Genomic DNA, 19786 nt, shown 5'->3' with positions numbered 1-19786 from the left:
TTTATAACCTATTAACTATGCTTTATCTTATTGGATCGAAATCCAGCGTTTATTGGATTGTTTATCGTAAAGCAGACGTACCTTGGATGGACTTGCTCCACTTTCATCAAATAGAACCAGTTCATTGCGATCCTTAAGCCATGCCATTGGGATCTTGTAATCCTCTTGAGGACCTACCTGCCAATAGCGGCCTAGATTGTAGCCGTTAAGCCATACCGTACCTTTGCTCATTCCCGTTAAACGAAGCTTTAACTTGGCGTTCACTTCTTCAGGGAGCGACGGTTTAGCAAATTGTACGGTATGCCATACCGGTCTGCCTGTTTCGCCAACATAAGCTTCGCGTTTCAGCTTCTCGACATCTGCGATTCGCCAGTTATTTATTTCCTTCTCTGAGGAAGAGACGAGCAGTTCAAGCCTTTGAAGTGGTGACTTCACATAGGCCATAGTGATCTCATTTACACCATCCTGAATATAGTCAGAAATATCAAGCGTATGGTGCAGGAACCAATCTTGATAACCTTCCATTATAATCTCTCTGCCGTTAATGCTAAGCTTCCCGCTAACAGCTCCTACCAGGACAGCACGGTCGTAACCGCCATCCATCGTAAACGTTCTGCGGATGATCGCTCCGCTGGCAAGTTCGTTCACTTCATTCAGCTGGAGAGTTGTCTCCTCATTCTTCCAGTCCGGAAGTAGGTCATAGCATTGGCCGTCTGCAAAGACTGCACCGGCTACCCCTTTTACCTCACCTAAATTTGGCGAGAAATTGAGGCGGCCCATATTTTGTACAAGAAGCTGCACACGATTGCTGCTATTTGGCTTTACTTGAAGCTTAACTGCCGCAGCGCCTACTTTCTCTACAAGCGCTTGTTCCGTACCATTCACATATACCCGAGCGGTATCCTCAAGCCTCGAGATGATGAGTGTGGCTTCCGTCTGGTCACCTGCCACAAAATCGCTTTCGTATAGCAAATGTCCATAAGGCTGACCAAGCTCAGAGAATGCTTTAGGCTGGGCAGCTTCCTCACCTTGTGCTGCCGATAACTCACAATTCTCTGAGCTCCACTCCTCTAGTGAAGGAGCCTCCAGACAAACGTAAGGAGCGATCTGATGGTTTGGTTCCATGTTCCAGTCTCCAAGGAGAAGTGGTTGCTCCACACCATCTTGTAATGCTGCCTTGAAGGTGCCGTCCGCCAGCAAATCAAAGTCAGCATAACCAATTGCCCACTTCACGCCTCTCTTATCGATGATACGCCATGAACGGTCGGCCGTTTCTTTGTTAATAGCAATAATCTGATAAGGCTTATTACCAATGGTGAGCGTAATTATCTGTGCCTCTTGGAAATGGCAGAGATCAAAAATGACCTTTTTATCTCCATTTAATAGCTGCTGCCTTCTAACTCCATCATACTCAACTAGAATGGGCTGCTCCGACTCGAGCTCTATATACGAACGCTGGCCGTTGTCTGCCGACACGATTAAAGTATGGATACCGTCGATCTGCTCATTGGCGAGAAGATACGTATTACATGTCAATTGTACCCCCGGTTCCAGTTCCAATCTATCGATAACCGGAAGGATTGCCCCAGCATTGATTGTAACAGGGATCGTACGGCCACCTTGTATCGTCATGCTTGTTGTCTCGCGCTCATCCTTCGAGCTTTCGACGAACCAGATCCGTTCATTACCATTCTCTCTTACCCGTGCCTTAAAGCCTTGTGGCAGTGCAGCGAGAGCAGAATCCCCTTCGACGGTATTAAGCAGCATCCGTTCTACAGCTGTTACGAAATATGACATTCGCTTGGCTGTATTATATTTGTCCGTTACCCGATTAAACTCACTCAGCGGTGCATCGTAATCATAGGACGTCACCATAAAGATATCGCTAGCGCCTACTGTGCGGCCGCCGTAACCGCCAAAGTTCGTACCGCCGTAGAACATATAATGGCTTATACCACTGAAGCCTGTTTGCAGGGTTTCGAGCATTCTTTTCTCATATAAAGCTGGAGTCTTCTGAGTAGCGGAAGAAGCTCCCCAATGCTCAAACCATCCTGTCCAAAACTCCGTTACAATCTTTGGTGTATGAGGCTGCTTCTTAACGAGGTTTCCGTAATGATGATCAGCGCCTGACCAGAAGTTCGCACCTTCAATCGTTCCTTCAGCGCCGCCCACGCATGTAATCAGTGGTACAGTTACTCCACGCTCAAGCATCATGTCTCGTAGATGGTGCATATAATCTCGTGCTGTTTCATCGTCTTCGAGATAACCGTATTCATTCTCCACCTGCACAAGAATGACAGAACCGCCTTCGCCAATCTCCCGTTTGCGAATAATCGGTATAATCTGATCCATATAACGGTCCACATAAGTCAAATACTGCTCATCGTAGGACCGGAATTTTATCCCGCTTTTGTTGTTCAGCCAGTAAGGGAATCCGCCGAAATCCCATTCTGCGCAAATAAAAGGACCTGGACGAGCAATTACCCAAAGCCCCAATTCGTGACATAGGTCAAGAAAAGCGCCGCAATCATTGTCTCCTTCAAAGTTCCATTGCCCTTCTTCCGGTTCATGAACATTCCAGGCGAAGTATGTATCTACGCAGTTCATACCTGCAAACTTTGCCTTAACAAGCACTTCCCGCCATTCTTCTTTCGGCATACGGAAATAATGAATGGCAGCACTATTAAGGAAAATCTGCTGTCCGTTAATGTTGTAGCTGAACTTGTCATATTGAACGGCTAAGTTTGTATGAGCATATACTTTCCCATCCGTACTGGATAACGTTTCCTGCATCTCTCTATTCCTCCCCTAGATCTGGTTGGTGAATGTAATATTCGACAAAACAACAGTTGTTACAGACTGTCCGTCAAGTTCTAACGTAAATCCGTTACTGTACATGGACAGTTCAGATTCAGCCAGGTTATCACCTTCTGACGTGCGATAAACTTTGGCTGCACAGTCATCTATCTGGAATGCGCTTAGGTCGTAACTTACTTCTCTTGAATCACCGGTATTACAAGTGACGATTGTAAGCTGTTTAATTGCTGCATCATAGGCTGCAATAGAACGCTCATCACCGGTGAACAAAATCCGGCTGCCCGGTCGAATAAACTTACTGAATTGAGCTATTGCGTAATACTGCTTCGTCAGCTCATAGCTGCCGTCTCCATGCCTAAAATCCGTATGTATAAAGCCCCAGTTGTTCTGTGCGCTTTCATCTTCAATCGCCTGCCAGTACACCCATGCCGCGGGCTGCAGCTGATGCAAATCTGTGATAACTCGCTCCGCCAGCTCAAGCACACTGCTCAGATCCTCATGATTATGAGGCTCGGTTCCGCCGGTGCCGTACTCTGACATCCAGAGACGTTTTCCTTTCTCCTCCGCAAACCTGCGAAGCTCCGACAATTGAACGCCGGTGTACGTATGGGTATTGATTTGAGCAAGGCTGTTAAACGTTTCTTCATCATAACCATGCAGCATCTCAAGTGTTTCATCCACACTATTCTCATCAGGTGCACTAACCGTTGTTCCGCTTAACCCTTTGAATTGAAGGGAGTTAGCCGTTCGCTTAATAATCTCCATCTGTTTATCTATTGTGAAATGAGCGCCTTCTTGAATATTGCCTTTCTTCCACCAATTCGAGATTGGTTCATTGAGAGGATTTAGCGTCCGGAATTCGATGCCGTATTCTTCTTTATAATGCTTAACTACTTCTGTCAGATAGTCTGCAAATTCCTCATAATACTCTTCCTGCAAATTGTTGCCGCCATCAACTGCGCCAGTAACCGAGCCGCTGATCGTCATCCAGTAAGGAGGTGAATTGGAAAAAGCCTCTGCAATGGTTGCTCCTCTATCGAATGCAGCAAGCATAACCAACCGTTGTCCTTCATCAGCATCCCAATCCCATACACCCTTCTCCGGCTGAAATCCCGGAACATCGCCGCCAGGGCGCAGCGTATTCGGCTGGATCGCAGGATTCTCTCCACCGCCAATATTGTACCGGACAATATTGAGGCCAAGACCTTTGTCCGCGTCAAATACAAGGTCCAGAACTTCTTCCCGCTTGTCTATATTGCTCCACTGACCAACAATATGTCCCCACCATGCCAGTGAAGTACCCCAGCCTTCAAAACCGTCGTAACCATCTGCAGGCACGATAGGAATGGCCTTAGACCCGAATGAATGATTCATATATCCTCCTATTCCGAATTGGCAGCCAAGATATGAAAAGTCATGTCTGAAACCTATTTCATGAAACGGGTTTCATTAAGTAGAAAAATAAATACCCTGATGCGGGTACAGCAAATAAACAGCCAATCACCAATTATGAAAGGGCTTTCATCCGTCTGGTTTTTATTATATTCCCGAGTTCACATAACTGTCAATACTTGTTTATTACTTCCATTTGTAACAACGAGACTGCCCTAGGGACAGTCTCGTCAACAACCTTATTTGATCCAAACTATTTCACCGTAATCTTCATTTTCTCACTCTTCGATTCTCCTGCAGCATTAACAAGTACAGCCTCATACTCATATTCGCCTGGTTCCCTGCCTGTAAGACTTGTTACTGCAGACTGAGCATTTGGCGTACCAGCTGTAAGAGATTTAGTATCTACCAACTGACCGTTCTCATATAAACGGTATTCGCTTGCATTGGTTCCCCACCACATATTCATGGTGATCTTGTATTCCCCATCACCATCCCAATTGTCATTGGACAAAACCGGCTTACCAGGGCTCGCTTCTGTGACCGTTACAACATGCGGATCGCATACCGTCGTACCAAACGAATTGATTAATTCGCAGGTATACGTATACGTTCCGTTAGCTTTCCCCGTAACATCAACCTTGAAGGTTTGCGCCTCAGGCGAGTTGTCCGTCAGCTTCTGTGTCTTGATCAACTCGCCGTTCTCATACAAATTGAATTCGGTACCGTTATCTCCCCACCATAGATTCATAGTGACGGAATAGTCGCCATCCTTAATGCCTGTATCATACCCGTTGTTATCGGACAATACAGCTTTACCGGGAGCACCTTTTGCGAGAACGGGTTGCTTTTCCAAATTCGATTGAGCTTGCCGAAGCTTTGCAACCTCCGTATCAATCTCCTCCTGCGTTGCAGAAGGTTTGTTAAACATCTCTTCCGCTGCCGTTAATTCCGTCCGGAAGGTCGTGATACTATCAGCTGTACACGGGTCAAGATCTACAGCTTTGGCTTCTTCAATAAACAACTCGAGTAATGTGCGATCTACCACTTTCTCATGGAATTCAATATCCCCGATATTGGCGTAACCACTTGGTGTGTTGTATCTCAAATAACGATAAGCTTTGCTGCTGTTAATGAGCTGAGAATACCATTTCAAATCCGTTATTCCGTTAATCGTAAATAAGGTCTCGTAATTCGTCCCATCGTTAGAGCCTTGAATCTGAGCACCGTTAATCCGTGGAATATTACCGTTCCTCGGTATAAACCGGATGCTGCCGATAACCTTTTCATTGCCTGCACCTAAATCCACCCGAGCCCAGCCTGATGCGGTTTTTGTATCCGGTGAAGTGGTCGTATCGCCATCAAATGCACGCCAGCCATTCGTCACCGCATCAGCTGTTCCATCCCAGGAAACAGATGAAGCAAGCGACATAGACGATGTAACAGTGATCTTCGGATAAATGTCTGCTAGGGACACCAGAAGATTTCTTGCTTTCAGGAGCTGGTCAAGAATGGCCATTTTGTCTGCTCCCGGCTGATTATATGCATCCTTGATGTTGTCGATTTCTTTCAAATAGTTATAATAGCTAGCCTGGGTATAGCTGTCAGGAGCAACAATCTTCGAATTGATGTCATAGTCGTAATAGCCAAAAATCTCCACTTCTGCAAGGTCTCCATACCAGCTCTCTGCATTATAGAGCCTCAAATAACGATAAGCATTGTGGTCCACAATCTTATCTAGTCTTAGATCGGTCCAGGTATTGGACAACGCACCCGAAATAGGATTCGTCAGATTGGTCCAGCTGGTATTATCGTTAGAGCCTTGAACGACAAACCCATTTAATCTGCTGCCCATCGTCGCTCTTGGGAAAAGCTTGATTTGGGTCAGATTAATCGAAGAGTTCGTACCGAGATCTATCGTGTAATAAGAACCAGGGCCAGTGATCAGATCACCATAGGTGGTTGTATTGCCGTCAAACAACAAATACCCAACTTGTTCCTTCGTCAGGCCGGAACCCGTTTTCACATACTGATTATCTGAAGCCGTAACCGTTGCCAGTCTCATGACATCGATTTTGATCGGAGCAGATTTACCTGGCACTACGACAGGAATCTCAACTGTATTGGCAGTAGATCCATCCGCATCACTCGTTACAGTCAGAACGACCGAGACGATCGTGTCCATATCAGGCTGTGTAATTGTACCGTCTGATGTAATAATTCCTTCAGGTGCCGTGGATGCAAGAGAGATCGAATAACCTCCAGGGACTTTAGGCAGCGTTAAGCTGGTAGCCCCTTTTGCCGGTACAGCAAGACTTGTGATTGTGGATGCCACAACTTCAGCAGATGCCGTATATGTGCCATGAAGCTCAACTTCTGCTACGTTACCACTCCATGCGGTGCTATTATAAAGCCTGAAATAACGGTAAGCTTGATGCTCTATTAGCTGATCCTTACTAATATCTAACCATTTGTTAGCCTGAGATGAGGCTACCGCTTTCGTAAGATTCGTCCAATTCACATTATCATTAGAGCCCTGAATAATAAGTCCATTCATTCTGGCAGGATGTGTTGATCTTGGCATAAGGACAATTTCATTCAGCTCTACGGATACACCTTCTCCAAAATCAACGGTATACGTTCCTGTACTATTGGTAAGGTCCCCATACGTAGTTGAATCTCCATCAAACAACAAATAGCCTACTTGATCAGCTGTCAAACCAGTTCCTGGCCACTGTGGATCGGAAGCTGTTACTTTGGCGAGCTTGGTCACATCAAGATAAGTCGTCCCGTCAACAAGGAATAGAGAAGAGCTGTCCGTTGTTGAAAACGCAGTGTCTCCGTTTGTACCATCACTCTTCAGATAATCGATTGTAAATTTGACAGGATCGGTTGGTGCACCTGGTTCCATTTTAGCTTCCGCCGTCCAATTCTTATCATCTAGCTTACTGACGACAGCATCTTGACCTTGGATACGAACCTTCACGTTCTGAATAACTTCACGTGCTTGGATGTTTAATTTGACCGTATACCCTGTTGAGATCTTGCCATTTACGCTCTGATCCGAACTCATGGAGACCGATTCGAGTTTATTGTCAATCTCATAACGTGTGCCATAAATTCTGAATTCGGGCAGCTCCAGGAAATTTCTGACGATGCCGTACAGAACATCAGGCAAGGGCTGAATCATTTCCAGCTTGATAAACCGGTATTTTTCATTCTGATAAGCAGCATCTACATCAAGTGTTTGGAATTCCTGTGTCATTCGCGTAACACCAGGTGTCAAACGTGTCCAGTTCTCCCCATTATTTGAGCCATAGACGGTTGAATTAGCTAGACGATCAGCGAAAATATTACTTTGGAATCCAAATTTGTTCGCAGAAACCTTATAATCCGGTCCAAAGTCAAGAATATGGTACAGATGCGGTGGTGTTCCAAGAGCGAGTCCATAATAGCCGCCTGTATCATAGTTTAAATCATCTTGCTTGGTCACATCGGTCCCCCAGCTGGACCAGTAAACAACATCGGAGTAATGCATACTGCCATCCGATCTTATAGGAGTCGTTAATTCCAGACTCTCAGCTGCATTTCTAAGCTCTCCCAGCTGCTGGTTAAAGTCTTCATCCGATGCTGTTCCGATCAAGCTCATCGTCTCATCATAAACAGACTGATAATGAGCAAGTGAGGTGGAGACGTAAACTTCATCTGATTCATATGGCGTTATAGCTGCTTCTACTGCAGACGCCCTGTCGCCAGCTGTCACTACGGTTACTTTCTTAGTTGTCACTGTTATACCGTCTGATGCGGTAACAACAAAGGACGAAGTCCCGGCTTGCTCCGGCTTCCAGGTAAACGCACCTGTCTCATCATTAATCGCCGAGCCTTCAGGAGAAGTTTGAAGCTTATAAGTTATAACATCCGTACTGCCTGCATCCTCAGCAGATAGATCAAGGTTCAGTGCCGTCCCCACGTAAGTAAATACGTTCAAATCAGTGCGGCCAGATTTAAATACCGGCGGCGTCAATTGTGCCCCTGCCTGTGCGTTAATATGATCTATATCGACGGTTGAACCAGCTGCCCCTTTTAACGTCAAATAAGCAATGTCACCCATCGTTCCCGTTACGGTGAAATAAGTCCACTGCCCTTTCGTATCAGGCAATGTCCATAACGATCCAAGCATATCCAATGTCGCTGTACCATTCGTCCGGATCTTTAATCCAAAGGATTGTGATGCAGCGTAACCTGAGCTTAGGAAGGCAATCTTTGTTCCCGCTTCTGCTGCGTTCATTCTTACGAAGGAAGTATCTCCTTCCTGCACCGTTTCCGTACGATTATCTAACGAGGTATAGCGCTCTTCCACTTCAAGCAAGGATGCACTTGTCTGCTGCTTGGGCAGATTCGCTGCTCCTTCGGACTCGGCTTCCTTAGGGATATAAAGCCAAAAGTCACCGCCGCCATCTACGTTATCCCAGTTGTTATTAAGGGCGCCGCCGTAATAGAAAGTAAGAGGGGTTCTCTTCTTAAAAGCCTCATAATAATACGGTGCTTTCTCGGCCACATTTTCCCCTTTCACATAAGTATAGTAGTAGTAGAGATCCCAGAAGTTTGCGGTATTAAACCTTCCTCTGTAGCCGCTCGCAATATGGGTATACGTATCTCTAATCGTGCCGTCCGGTGAAATCGCATACGCCACCGGTGTCCAAGGGGTATCATAGCCAAGCATATACTGCCAGAAATAATTAGCGGTTGCGAGAATACGATTATCTAAAAACTCAAAAGGCCCTACTGCATCAGCGCTATCAGACACGGTGCCATCTTCCGGATCCACCTTTGTTCCTTGAGCTAGGAGCATTCGGGAAATCGTCACGGCATTCGTCAAGTCTCCGCCGCCATGCGCCTGATCACGTCCCATCTCCAAATGCTGGGCATGCGGCGTTACCGGTTCACCTGTCAAATCATTCGTATCCACCATTCGGAACATCTGGCGGATTGATCCATTAAAGCCTTGATCATTCGCTGTCTTATTCACGGTGAACCATTCAACTGCCTCGTTGTACCTCTCTTTATTGTTGGTAAAGATATAACCGGCCATCGCTCCTATCAGTGGATACGTATGCTGGTTCATGAAATAGTTATTGCTGTGCTGGAACGTTTCAATGACCGGATTTATCAGGTTGTTCGTGAAGCTCGTCGTATCTTGCTCCGTCCATTCAAGTTCAGGCATCGGGCTGCTTGTATATCTCAGAATTTCTGCTGCCGTAACCATTCGGTTCAGCGGTATTCCTGTATGAATATGAGCATCTGTATAATATGCATACTGTGCAGGATCCATCTGGGACCAGATCCGGATCGCTTGCATCGCATTAGCCCGGTAAGTTACATCGCCAGTAATGAAATACATAATACTTTGCGTATATGCCAGCAGCGCATCACTAATAAATCGGGATTGGATACCCTGGCTGTTGAAATAATTGGCAGCCGGCTTTATCGGATCCGTTGTGCTTTGATTTTTAATCGAGACCGTTTTGGAAGCTTGGGTAGATGCTATCATTCCTTTGTAATAGGAATACCATGGCTCCTTTTGCGCCAGTACCTGTGACCTCATATTCTCAAGTGTCTCTTTCGTTAATCCGGCACCTGGATGGGTAAATCCATTACTGCTAATACTTTCTTGGATGTCTACCGTATAGCCTGAACTGATCACCTCATCAGCATCATCTGCCGCAGCGGCTTTACCTTGCGGATAAAACGCTGTTACCATACTCACGGTTAAAATGACGGACATCAAACGCATCCATACTTTACTTAAAAGTAAATCTCGCACCAATAAACTCCTCCTCGAATATAAATGACACCGCTTTCAATTAGGCTTGTAACTTGTAATTTTGAAACAGTAGATTCCCTCCTTCGTTCCATCTATCTTAACTATAGAGCGCCGCTTTCATCGCTCCTATCACAATTTTGCAAGATTCCTTTAACTTTTCACTGTTTGATGATAGGAAGTCAAAAAAGACTATCCCCATGGAACAACGTCATTAGGTTTAGTCCTTAATGACATTGTTCCATGGATAGCCTTCATTCGTTACACTTCCCTATTTGCTTTTGCTTTTGCTGAGCTTCACCTTATCCAGCTGCGCTTGAAGCTCCTTCATATACGAGTCGATTCCCGCTTCCTTCAGCTTCTCCTTAAGAACCGCAAGGTCATGATCGATGTCCGTGCTGATTCCAAGATTTAATGGCTGAATGTACTGTTCCTGGACCGTCTCCAGATTCGACAGCTGTTCGAAAAGGGATAACGTATCAAACAGGAAATCCTGATACGGATCGGTGCCATTTTTCTCTGCAAGCTTAGGTCCTTCCGTTACTGTAAGCTTATCTACGATCTTCTGCCACTCATCAGGATAGCGAATTGGAACATTCATATAACCATCTAATACGCCTGTCCAAGACTGTTTTTTATTCTCATCCTTAATTCCTTCGTAAGAGATCTTACCGTCCTTTAAATGATAATTCTCGTCTTCTACACCATACATGAGCAGATCGTAGTAGTCTTGCTCCGTATGGGCTTTTTCAAGAAATTTAAGCGCTAGATCAGGATAGCGGGAATTCGATCCTATCGAAATCTGCGTTGTGGCGTTAACAGACGTACTTGGCATAAAAACAGTGCCCGGGAACATATCAAACATATAGTCAAACCAGCCGTATTCTTGCTCGGGATAAGCAGATTGCAGGGTTGAAACATAAGAATTGCTGACCGCTCCAAAATGATTGTTAAATTCCAGCGGCTTCTTATTGTCCTTCATTAAGCCTAGTGTCTTTGTTGTTTCGTTCTCTTGCGCGCCAAGAATATCATGGTCGACGATTCCGTCGTCATACCATTGCTTTGCCTTTGATACCATCTGTTTATACTCTGGTGTATCAAACATACTCATCACGTTATAGGGGTCATCAACCGGTGCAACCGCGAACTCGGTTATCTTATAGTATTTATCCCCGGTTAAGGAAAACCACAAATTATCACTGTATCGCTTATCAATAATCATTGGCGTGTCCGGGTATTCCCCTTTTGCTTTATACAAATACTGCTCCATTGTTGCAAAGTCCTTAATTGGAGGTAATCCCCACTTCTTCCTCAAATCTTCCCGATAAAACATGCCTTCACGGCCTGCCCCGGGTACATTTAATTGCGGAATGCCGTAGAGCTTCCCATCAATCTTCATTTTTTCCAATATACCTTGGTAGTGATCGACCAGCTTTGGCACCTGATTCAATAATGGGGTCAAGTTAACGAATGCATTTTTGGCGGCAAACGATTTGAAGTCCGACCAGGAACCACCCACGTAGAAATCATATTTCTTTGAGGCAATCGCCATGCCGATGTTGCTCTTTTCTTCATCCCAAGGAATAAAGTCAAATCGGACCCTCACTCCAAAATCCCGTATGGTCAATTCATCAAGCTGCTTATAAAAGGAATCCATACCACTCGCAGGCGGGCTGCCCATCGTAATCGCATTGAGCTGAATAACCGGCTTAATAACCTCGTTTACACCTGTAACATCAGGCGCATCATTCTCCTGCCCCGAACAACCACTCATCCATATAGGAATAGCCAGCAAAGCCGGCATTAATCGAAGTAATCGCATACTATACTAACCCCCTTGAAACCAAACATCTCTCTATCGGTGAGTGACCGGAATATCAATCGTGACACAAGTCCCCTCATCTGGCGTGCTTTGCAGCGTGAGCTCTGCAGTCTGACCAAAATATAGATCCAGCCGCTTCATAATATTACTGATGCCATAGCCGCTTCCATGATGCCTGCGCTGGTGATTGCTTCCCTCTTCCGGCATGCCAACACCGTCGTCATATATTTTTATAATGAGACGGTCACTGTCTATGCGGCCTGTTATCCGAATCGTCCCTCTTCCGCCCGGTTTCTCAGAAATTCCGTGAAGGATCGCATTCTCGACAATCGGCTGAAGAGTGATCTTAGGAAGCATACAGTCCATTACCTGCTCATCAACTTCAACTTCAAGCTGAATCCGGTTCTTGAACCGTTTCTTCTGGATTTCCATATAGATTGTGCTCAGCTTGAGCTCATCCTTGACCGTTACAAAATCATGACCTTTGTTCAAAATCAGCTTGTAATAATCAGATAAGGCATAAATAATCTGCTGAATATTGTCCCGTTCTTCCTTCTGCGCCATCCAGTTAAGCATATCAAGCGTATTGTACAGAAAATGGGGATTGATCTGGGATTGGAGTGCCTTCAGCTCCGCTTGCGTCTTCTCCTGGCCTAATTTATATTGCTCGACCATTAGCTCCTGCACACTATTAATCATATAGTTATAGCTTAAGATCAGCTGGCCAACTTCATCCTTGCTTGGACGGATGTCCAGTTCATTCAGACGGCCCTGCCTCACCTGGCTCATTTTGTTCATCAGCAGATAAATCCGGCGTGTAATAGACTTGGCAACTGGAAAAATAAATAAGAGAAGAACAAGACAAATGATCAAATAAACCATGACCATTTGATATTTAATTTGATTGATGCTATCTGCCGCAGCACGGTGGGAAATGACAGACATCAGATACAGGTTGGTATCCCCAATCTCCTGCCCTCTTGCCATATAGGATCCGCTTGCAAGTGATACGTTGACATAGGAGCCCTTACTGTCAAAAGGCCCCTCGAGCCGCATCGTCTCAAGCTCCTTCTTCCCGCTGCCTGCGACAAGCTCACCAGCTGCGGTCTCCACATAAACGAGTTGTTCTGGGTTGGATTTGGTGAGGCTCTGCTCAATCTGCTTTAATTCCACATTAAGAGATACGATACCAATCGCAGAGGTATAGTCTTCCGGGTTCCACAGCAGCTTGTTCAGCGACAGATAGGACAGGCCTGTACGAGTATCAATATCTTTATTTAACGTCCAGGTAGGGCTGCCTTTATTATCAATTACCTTCTGCGCCCAATCCTGCTGTCGAATGCTGTTCATACGCCGGAAGAGGGTATCTACACCTGTAAAGGCATAGTTATCATCCACAAAATATACGATGTTGTCGATGTCCGAGCTTGACACCATAATCTGTGTATAATCCACGATATTGCCGTAGACCTCAATCTGATCGGCAACACTCATACGTGCAGCCCCTTTGGATAGGATCGTTTCCATATCTTTGTTGACGATCAGCATCGAGGATAATTCCTCAATATGCTCCAGCTTGCGGTTTAAGGTGGTCAGCGTCTGCTCATAGCTCTGATTCTCCGCATAGTTCTGTCCGTTAACAACAAGCTTGCGAATCTCTCCGTAAGAGATAAAGAAGGTGATAATGAGCGGTACAATCCCGATTAAAGCGAATAAAATAATAATCTTCTTGCGCAAAGGCATGTCATTGACGGTATGGATAAGGTTCATCCTGATCAGGTCTTCTTTCTATATTCAAGTGGCGACAAATCGGTTGAAGCCTTAAACACCTTGGCGAAATAGCTCGCACTGGCGTATCCGCACAGCTCGGCAATCGTATTCATTTTATAATGCTCACTCATGACCAGCTTCTTTGCCAGACCTATTCGGTAATCGCTAATATACTGTTTGATGGATGTACCTGTCTCCTGCTTGAACAACATCCCCAGATGAGCCGTCGACAGATGCATTTGGTCGGCGATGGTCCGCAAATCAAGGTCTGGATTCCGGTAATGAGCTGCGATATACCCAATCACATCCTGCACGAGACGGGAATAAGGAGAGGACTCCTGAACCTCTTCCATATAGGTCGTACAGATTATTCGCATCATCATTTCCAAACTATCAAGCGTCCTGCATTCCCTCAGACTTTGCTCCACATTCCGAATGCCATAATCATTTTCCAGTTGAATAAGCAGCTTCTGATTTCCGCCAACCAAGGCTAACGCAGCAGTCTCAAATAAAGCAATAATTCGTGCGCGGTCTATACATTCATGATCTCTCAGCATGCTGCATGTGGTATCCACCCATTGCAGAAGCTGATCGGGATGTTCTTCTTTACGCTTATAAAATTCGGGGAGCAGATTCGTGAAAAAAGCTTTGCTCTGTTCTCTCTCCTCTTGCTGCGAGTAGAAACGAATCTCTGGATAATAGAAAGATCGCTCCGCTGCAATACAAGCCCAGCGATAGCTCTCCGGAAGCTCTTCCAACCGGTTAGCAGCCACTCCCATTCCGATGCTGTATGTCTCATTTTTCCGTACAAACAAGTCTGCCAAGAAATTAACCCGCTTATAATCCTGTTTGTCATACGCGGCGATAACAAAGCATCGGTATCGTTCAAGCTGCTCTCCAATCGCCATTACTCCGTTGCTGCTCCAATAGCGATTGATGAGATCCAGATCGGCACGGTTGCTTTCATCTTCATTCCTGCTAAACAGAATCATCCCCACGTAACGTTTGCCAAGAGGAAAACCTGTTTCCTGGCATAGCTCCTTAATGGTGTCCTGATCTGCTCCGGTATCGCGTAATAACCCGACCAGCCGCTGCCGCTCCAGCTCATTTTTCTGATTTAGAACCGCCGTTTGTTTCTGTTTACTCTGAATGCTAAGAACTGATTTGAGAATGGCTTGTTCTACTTCCGCCAGCTTCAGCGGCTTCTCTATATATTCAACAGCGGAAAGCTTAATGGCGCTCTTCAAATATTCCACATCCATGTAGCCGCTCATAAATAATAATTGGCATCCCGGAGATGTCTCGGCAAGCTTCTCAGCAAATTCGATGCCATTGAGCTTAGGCATACGGACGTCGGTCAGGACAATATCCGGCTTCTTAAGCGCAGCGAGCTTTAATGCCTCAGCCCCGTCGCATGCGAGGAACACTTCCTGTATGCCAAATTTCTCGAAATCGATCGACTCGCTTAAGCCTTCCCGGGTGTAATCATCGTCATCTGCAATTAGCAGCCGCATGAGTCATCCCGCCCCTTTTCTACCATGATGATAACGCTTGCAACTTCTTAAAGTTTATATGATCTTGTCGCAAATTTAAATAGAAAGGATAGATTCTCACATCTATCCATAAACCTGCAGTAATCTCTCATATTCCAGTGCCGTAACCGGGATAACAGAGCCATGACGCGGTCGATCAGGCAAAGTATAATGAGCGGGCATCTGCCAGGTACCGGATGACAGATCAGAAGTAACAAGCGGAATATACCCTCTGAATCCAAATTCATCGATAAACAGATACCATTTCTCCTCCACATTGGATTTGAAAATGATAGGTCCTTCCCCTCGAACCATAAAATCAAGCTCTACCTGATGATTAATCATCGTATACTTCTCATGCTCGAAGCCCAGTCCAACTTCCTGGATAATGTTCTTCCCTTTGGTAAACCGATAAATGTGCCCATGATGTTCAATTACAGTCGCATCAAGAACGGAATAGCCATAATCCATATATACCTTTGGCTTACTGAATTGCACAAAATCTTTTGTTGTTACATACATCATCCGATGATAACGGCCAGGGAAGCTGTCTGCCATAGAAGCCCAGAATACTTTAAAGTGCTGATGCCTCGCATCATAGAAGATCTCCGGTGCCCAAGTGCAGCCTGCATCACTCGGAGCAACCTCGACCATTCGCTGATCCGACCAATGGATAAGATCATAGGAATTCCACACCATAATAGATTTGCTGCCAGAGGTTACCGCACGGTTCCAGCCCGGATTTCTATAAATACTCAGATCCGTTGCCACTAGATAAAATTTATCCCCTTGCGGTGACCTTGCCAGATACGGATCCCTTACCCCGCCTTCTCCTAATCTGGATGTCAGAACAGGACGTCCGCCATTTAGCTCCAGCCAATGCAGTGGATCATTCCCTTTACTTAGCGCAAAGTATACCTGCTCTTCATCTGCTGTCTCATTGCCCTTGAAATAGGCAAACAAATAGCCCGCATAGTTATCCGCCACATCATCTACCCTCTATCTTTTGTGAAATTTAAAAGGCTGTTAAGCTGCAAAAAAGAAGACTTCTGATCGTTCAGAAGCCTTCCTTTGGCCTATTATTTTAACGCCGCTTGACGCTCTTGATATACTTTGGTTGCCTCATCCAGCATTTGCTGACCGCCCGCTTTCAGCCATTCCGCTTTAAAGGATTCAAACTCCTTATCCACGTCGCCTTTTGTTACCATCACTTTGGAATAGAAAGAATCCTCGAGTGTATTCAAGTTAGCCAAATATTGCGTTTTCGCTTCCAAAGGTGTTGGTCCAAGAAGATCGGAAATGATTTCATTGCCGGTATTCAGCTTATCCGAGAATGCTTGTTTGTCGGCAGGCATTTGGAACTTCGCATTGGAGAGCGAGCGATCTACGAAGGGATTATAGAAACCACCTGTGCCCAGATCGTTCTGAAGCTGCGGAGTATCCAAATATTCTTTCTTCCACACAGGAACGCCGTCTACCATATCGTACGAAACGCCTTCTTCACCGTAAGTCGTTTTGAGATACACTTCATCATTAGTTGCTAGATCTTCAAGCATTTGCAGGATTTTAATCCGTTTCTTGTCATCCTTCTCGAGCTGCTTGCCGAACATAAGCGGGGTTTGAAGAGGACCGTTCGACATGACATATGTCTTACCTGCCGGACCCATGAGACCTTTTCCATATACTACCGGGAAGCCGTTCGCTTTGTCCTGCTCCAGCATGCCAAATAGATGATGGTACATAAAGGTATCTTTTATACCAATTTTCTGGCTGTTCCATTTCGTCGTAATTTGATCATTATCGTCTGTCAGGAATTCCGGATCGATCAGGTCAGCGTTATACCATTGATTAATTTTCTTAGCCGCTTCCTTGGCTTGGTCTGTAATACCGCCCCAAGTGACTGTGCCGTCCGCTGCCAGCATGAATTGATAAGGGTTAACCCCGTACGAAGCGAATACTTCATTAAACAGCTGATTTCTTGCCGCTTTTCCGCGGCCTGTCATGCCATAAGTATCCTTCTTGCCGTTGCCATCCGGATCGTCATTACGGAATTTCGTCAGCACATCCTCGTACTCTTCTAATGTTTTTGGTGCTTCTGTATAGCCAATTTTATTCAGCCAAGCTCCATTAAAAGTAGGGATAAATCCATATCGGCCATTCAGCCAAATTCTTGGTACACCGTAGTTTTTGCCATCAACAAGTGCAATTCCCCATGCCGCAGTGTCAATTCCATCGATATCGGCCGAATATTTCGGCATATATTGCTTGATCTCATCCGTAGAGATGGTTGCGATAATCCCTTGTCTTGCGTAGTTAGCCATATCTGCTTCTTGAAGCGTACCTGGGAAAATATCCGGAATCTCGTTGGAAGCAAGCTTCAGCTTAAAGCTCTCATCCGTTAGATTCATGTTGATGAATTTCACATTATATTTCTCTTCAAGATATTTCTGAGTTGCATTGCCGTCTGCCGATGGCAGATTCCATGTCGAACCGATGGAGATCTCGATAGGTTTTTCATTCGCTGTATCCGTAGCTTTAGCATCATTCGTCTGGGATGCATTGGTGCCCGTGTTGCTTGGTGTATTGTTCGAGTTACTGCTGCAGCCTGCCATAAGGGATAGTGCCAATACGGACGCTAATACCACTTTTTTGCCATGCTTCATTTTTATTGCTCCCCTTTATCATGTAATAGACTATTATTTAAACGGAGTAAGAGATCCGGATAAATCACACTGTATTAACCTTTCAGAGAACCCACCATCGTCCCTTTAACGAAATATTTTTGCAGGAACGGATACACAATTAGAATAGGTACAACAGCGAAGATGACAGTAGCTGCCTTGATCGAGGTCTCATACTGAAGATTAGCCGCCCCTGTAACTCTGCCGAATATTTCGGCATCCGCGCTTGTTACAACAACTTCCCTCAGGAAGAATTGAATGGTCTTCAGATCTGTGTCAGTGACGTAGATAATGGCATCAAACCAAGCATTCCAATTCGCAACAGCTGCCCATAATCCTAAAGTCGCTAGAACCGGCTTCGAGAGTGGAAGAATGATACTCCATAAAATCCGCATATCGTTCGCACCGTCGATTTTGGCCGACTCTTCTACTTCTACCGGAATCGTCATAAAGAAATTGCGCATAATGAGCATAGAGAATGTTGGAATTAATCCAGGCAGGATGTACACCCAGAAATTGTTCAAGAGATGCAGGTCTCTGATCAGCAAGTAAGTTGGAATTAATCCGCCGCTGAAAAACATCGTAAATACAATGATCATCGTATAGAAGCTGCGATGCGGCAGATGCTTGCGTGACAGCGGATAAGCCGCCAGCGCCATTGCAATGAGGCTAAGCACAGTACCAATGATCGTACGAAGCGTTGTGTTCCGCATCCCGATCCAAATCTTCTTCTGTGTCAGCAGCTGCTTCCAGGAGAAGAGGTCAATGTCTCTTGGGAACCAATGGAACCCAAAGCGGCCAGCTTCCTTAGGAGCACTGAAGGAAATGGATGCAATATGGATGAATGGATAGATGGCTATTGCACAAAGCATTAATATAAACACGAGAAGAATTACTTGGAAAATCTTTTCACCGCTTGTCATTTTCATCTTATCTTGCTCCCCTCCTTACAGAACGCCTTCCTGACCCATTTTTTTCACAATATAGTTCGTGCCAAGGACCAGTGTGATCCCGACCACATTTTTGAATAAGCCAACTGCTGTCGTTAATCCCATTTGGAAGTTCACGATCCCTTGCCTGTAAACATAGGTGTCTATGACGTCCCCAACCTCAAAAACAGCTGGGCTGTACAGGTTGTAGATTTGATCAAAGCCAGCGTTCAGAATGCCGCCAAGCGATAGAATAAACATAATCGATATAATTGGCAGCATCGATGGAAGAGTGACATGCCACGTTTGCTTCCAGCGATTCGCCCCGTCCATACGCGCAGCTTCGTACAAGGTCTGATCAATACTCGACAATGCAGCGAGGTATACGATTGTTCCCCAGCCTACCTCTTTCCAGATGTTGGTCACAACTAGACTAAATCGGAAATACCTCGTATCCCCAAGGAAGTAGATCGGATCAATACCGAACCATCCAAGAACATAGTTAACTGGACCAGTTGAAGGCGAAAGCATCAGGAAGACGATACCTGATAGAACAACCCACGAGAAGAAATGCGGCAGGTACGAGATCGACTGCGCAATTTTCTTAAACCAGGTGATTCGCAGCTCATTAAGCAAAAGGGCTAAAATGATCGGTGCTGGAAATCCGAATAAAATATTTAGACCGCTTATGATAACGGTATTGTTTAAAATTCGAGGAAACTCAGGTGACTGATTGAACAAGTAATCAAAGTAGGTAAAGTTGTTCCAAGGGCTGTCCCAAGTTCCCAGAACCGGACTGAAATCTTTAAAAGCAATCAGAATGCCGTACATCGGTCCATAGCAGAAAATCGCATACCAGATCAGAACCGGCAGCAGCATCAGGAGAAGATACTTGCTTTTCTTATACTCTCTCCAAGTGCGCCTAATATTGGACTGCTTCGCAGAAGCGCTTTCAATTATTGCAGGATGTGCATTTTCCATTACGATGTGCTCCTTTCCCTATCACTCTCATTCGATGCTTT

Annotated in this window: 10 protein-coding genes; all 10 read right to left on the bottom strand. The window is 45.3% G+C overall.

Annotated features, from left to right (window positions below; translation table 11 throughout):
- Positions 1-27 precede the first annotated feature (27 nt).
- Positions 28-2793 (bottom strand): beta-galactosidase, encoded by a 2766-nt coding sequence (locus AC0YNT_RS26345; protein ID WP_475807284.1) that lies wholly within the window; start codon positions 2791-2793, stop codon positions 28-30.
- 15 nt (positions 2794-2808) lie between these two features.
- Entirely contained in the window at positions 2809-4191 is a 1383-nt protein-coding gene (locus tag AC0YNT_RS26340) for a glycoside hydrolase family 30 protein (protein ID WP_475807283.1), read from the bottom strand.
- A 271-nt stretch (positions 4192-4462) separates the two neighbouring features.
- Positions 4463-10033 carry a galactose-binding domain-containing protein gene (locus AC0YNT_RS26335; protein WP_475807282.1) on the bottom strand — a complete coding sequence of 1857 codons (5571 nt, stop codon included), beginning with the start codon at positions 10031-10033 and terminating at the stop codon, positions 4463-4465.
- 268 nt (positions 10034-10301) lie between these two features.
- Positions 10302-11852, bottom strand: a complete 1551-nt coding sequence (locus tag AC0YNT_RS26330; RefSeq protein ID WP_475807281.1) for a DUF3502 domain-containing protein — start codon at positions 11850-11852, stop codon at positions 10302-10304.
- 33 nt (positions 11853-11885) lie between these two features.
- Positions 11886-13622, bottom strand: coding sequence for a sensor histidine kinase (locus AC0YNT_RS26325; protein WP_475807280.1), 1737 nt, complete (start codon positions 13620-13622; stop codon positions 11886-11888).
- A gap of 5 nt (positions 13623-13627) precedes the next feature.
- Positions 13628-15136 carry a response regulator gene (locus AC0YNT_RS26320; protein ID WP_475807279.1) on the bottom strand — a complete coding sequence of 503 codons (1509 nt, stop codon included), beginning with the start codon at positions 15134-15136 and terminating at the stop codon, positions 13628-13630.
- Positions 15137-15238: 102 nt separating this feature from the next.
- On the bottom strand, positions 15239-16141 hold the full coding sequence (locus tag AC0YNT_RS26315; protein WP_475807278.1) for a glycoside hydrolase family 43 protein: 903 nt from the start codon (positions 16139-16141) through the stop codon (positions 15239-15241).
- A gap of 92 nt (positions 16142-16233) precedes the next feature.
- Positions 16234-17817, bottom strand: a complete 1584-nt coding sequence (locus tag AC0YNT_RS26310) for a type 2 periplasmic-binding domain-containing protein (protein WP_475807277.1) — start codon at positions 17815-17817, stop codon at positions 16234-16236.
- A gap of 74 nt (positions 17818-17891) precedes the next feature.
- Complete coding sequence (locus tag AC0YNT_RS26305; RefSeq protein WP_475807276.1) at positions 17892-18764, bottom strand: carbohydrate ABC transporter permease; 873 nt, start codon at positions 18762-18764, stop codon at positions 17892-17894.
- A gap of 18 nt (positions 18765-18782) precedes the next feature.
- Entirely contained in the window at positions 18783-19745 is a 963-nt protein-coding gene (locus AC0YNT_RS26300) for an ABC transporter permease (protein ID WP_475807275.1), read from the bottom strand.
- Positions 19746-19786 lie beyond the last annotated feature (41 nt).

The sequence above is a fragment of the Paenibacillus sp. J22R56 genome (assembly GCF_056269375.1).
The sequence above is the reverse complement of the archived record's forward strand: the minus strand, read 5'-3'. Positions and strand labels throughout refer to the sequence as shown.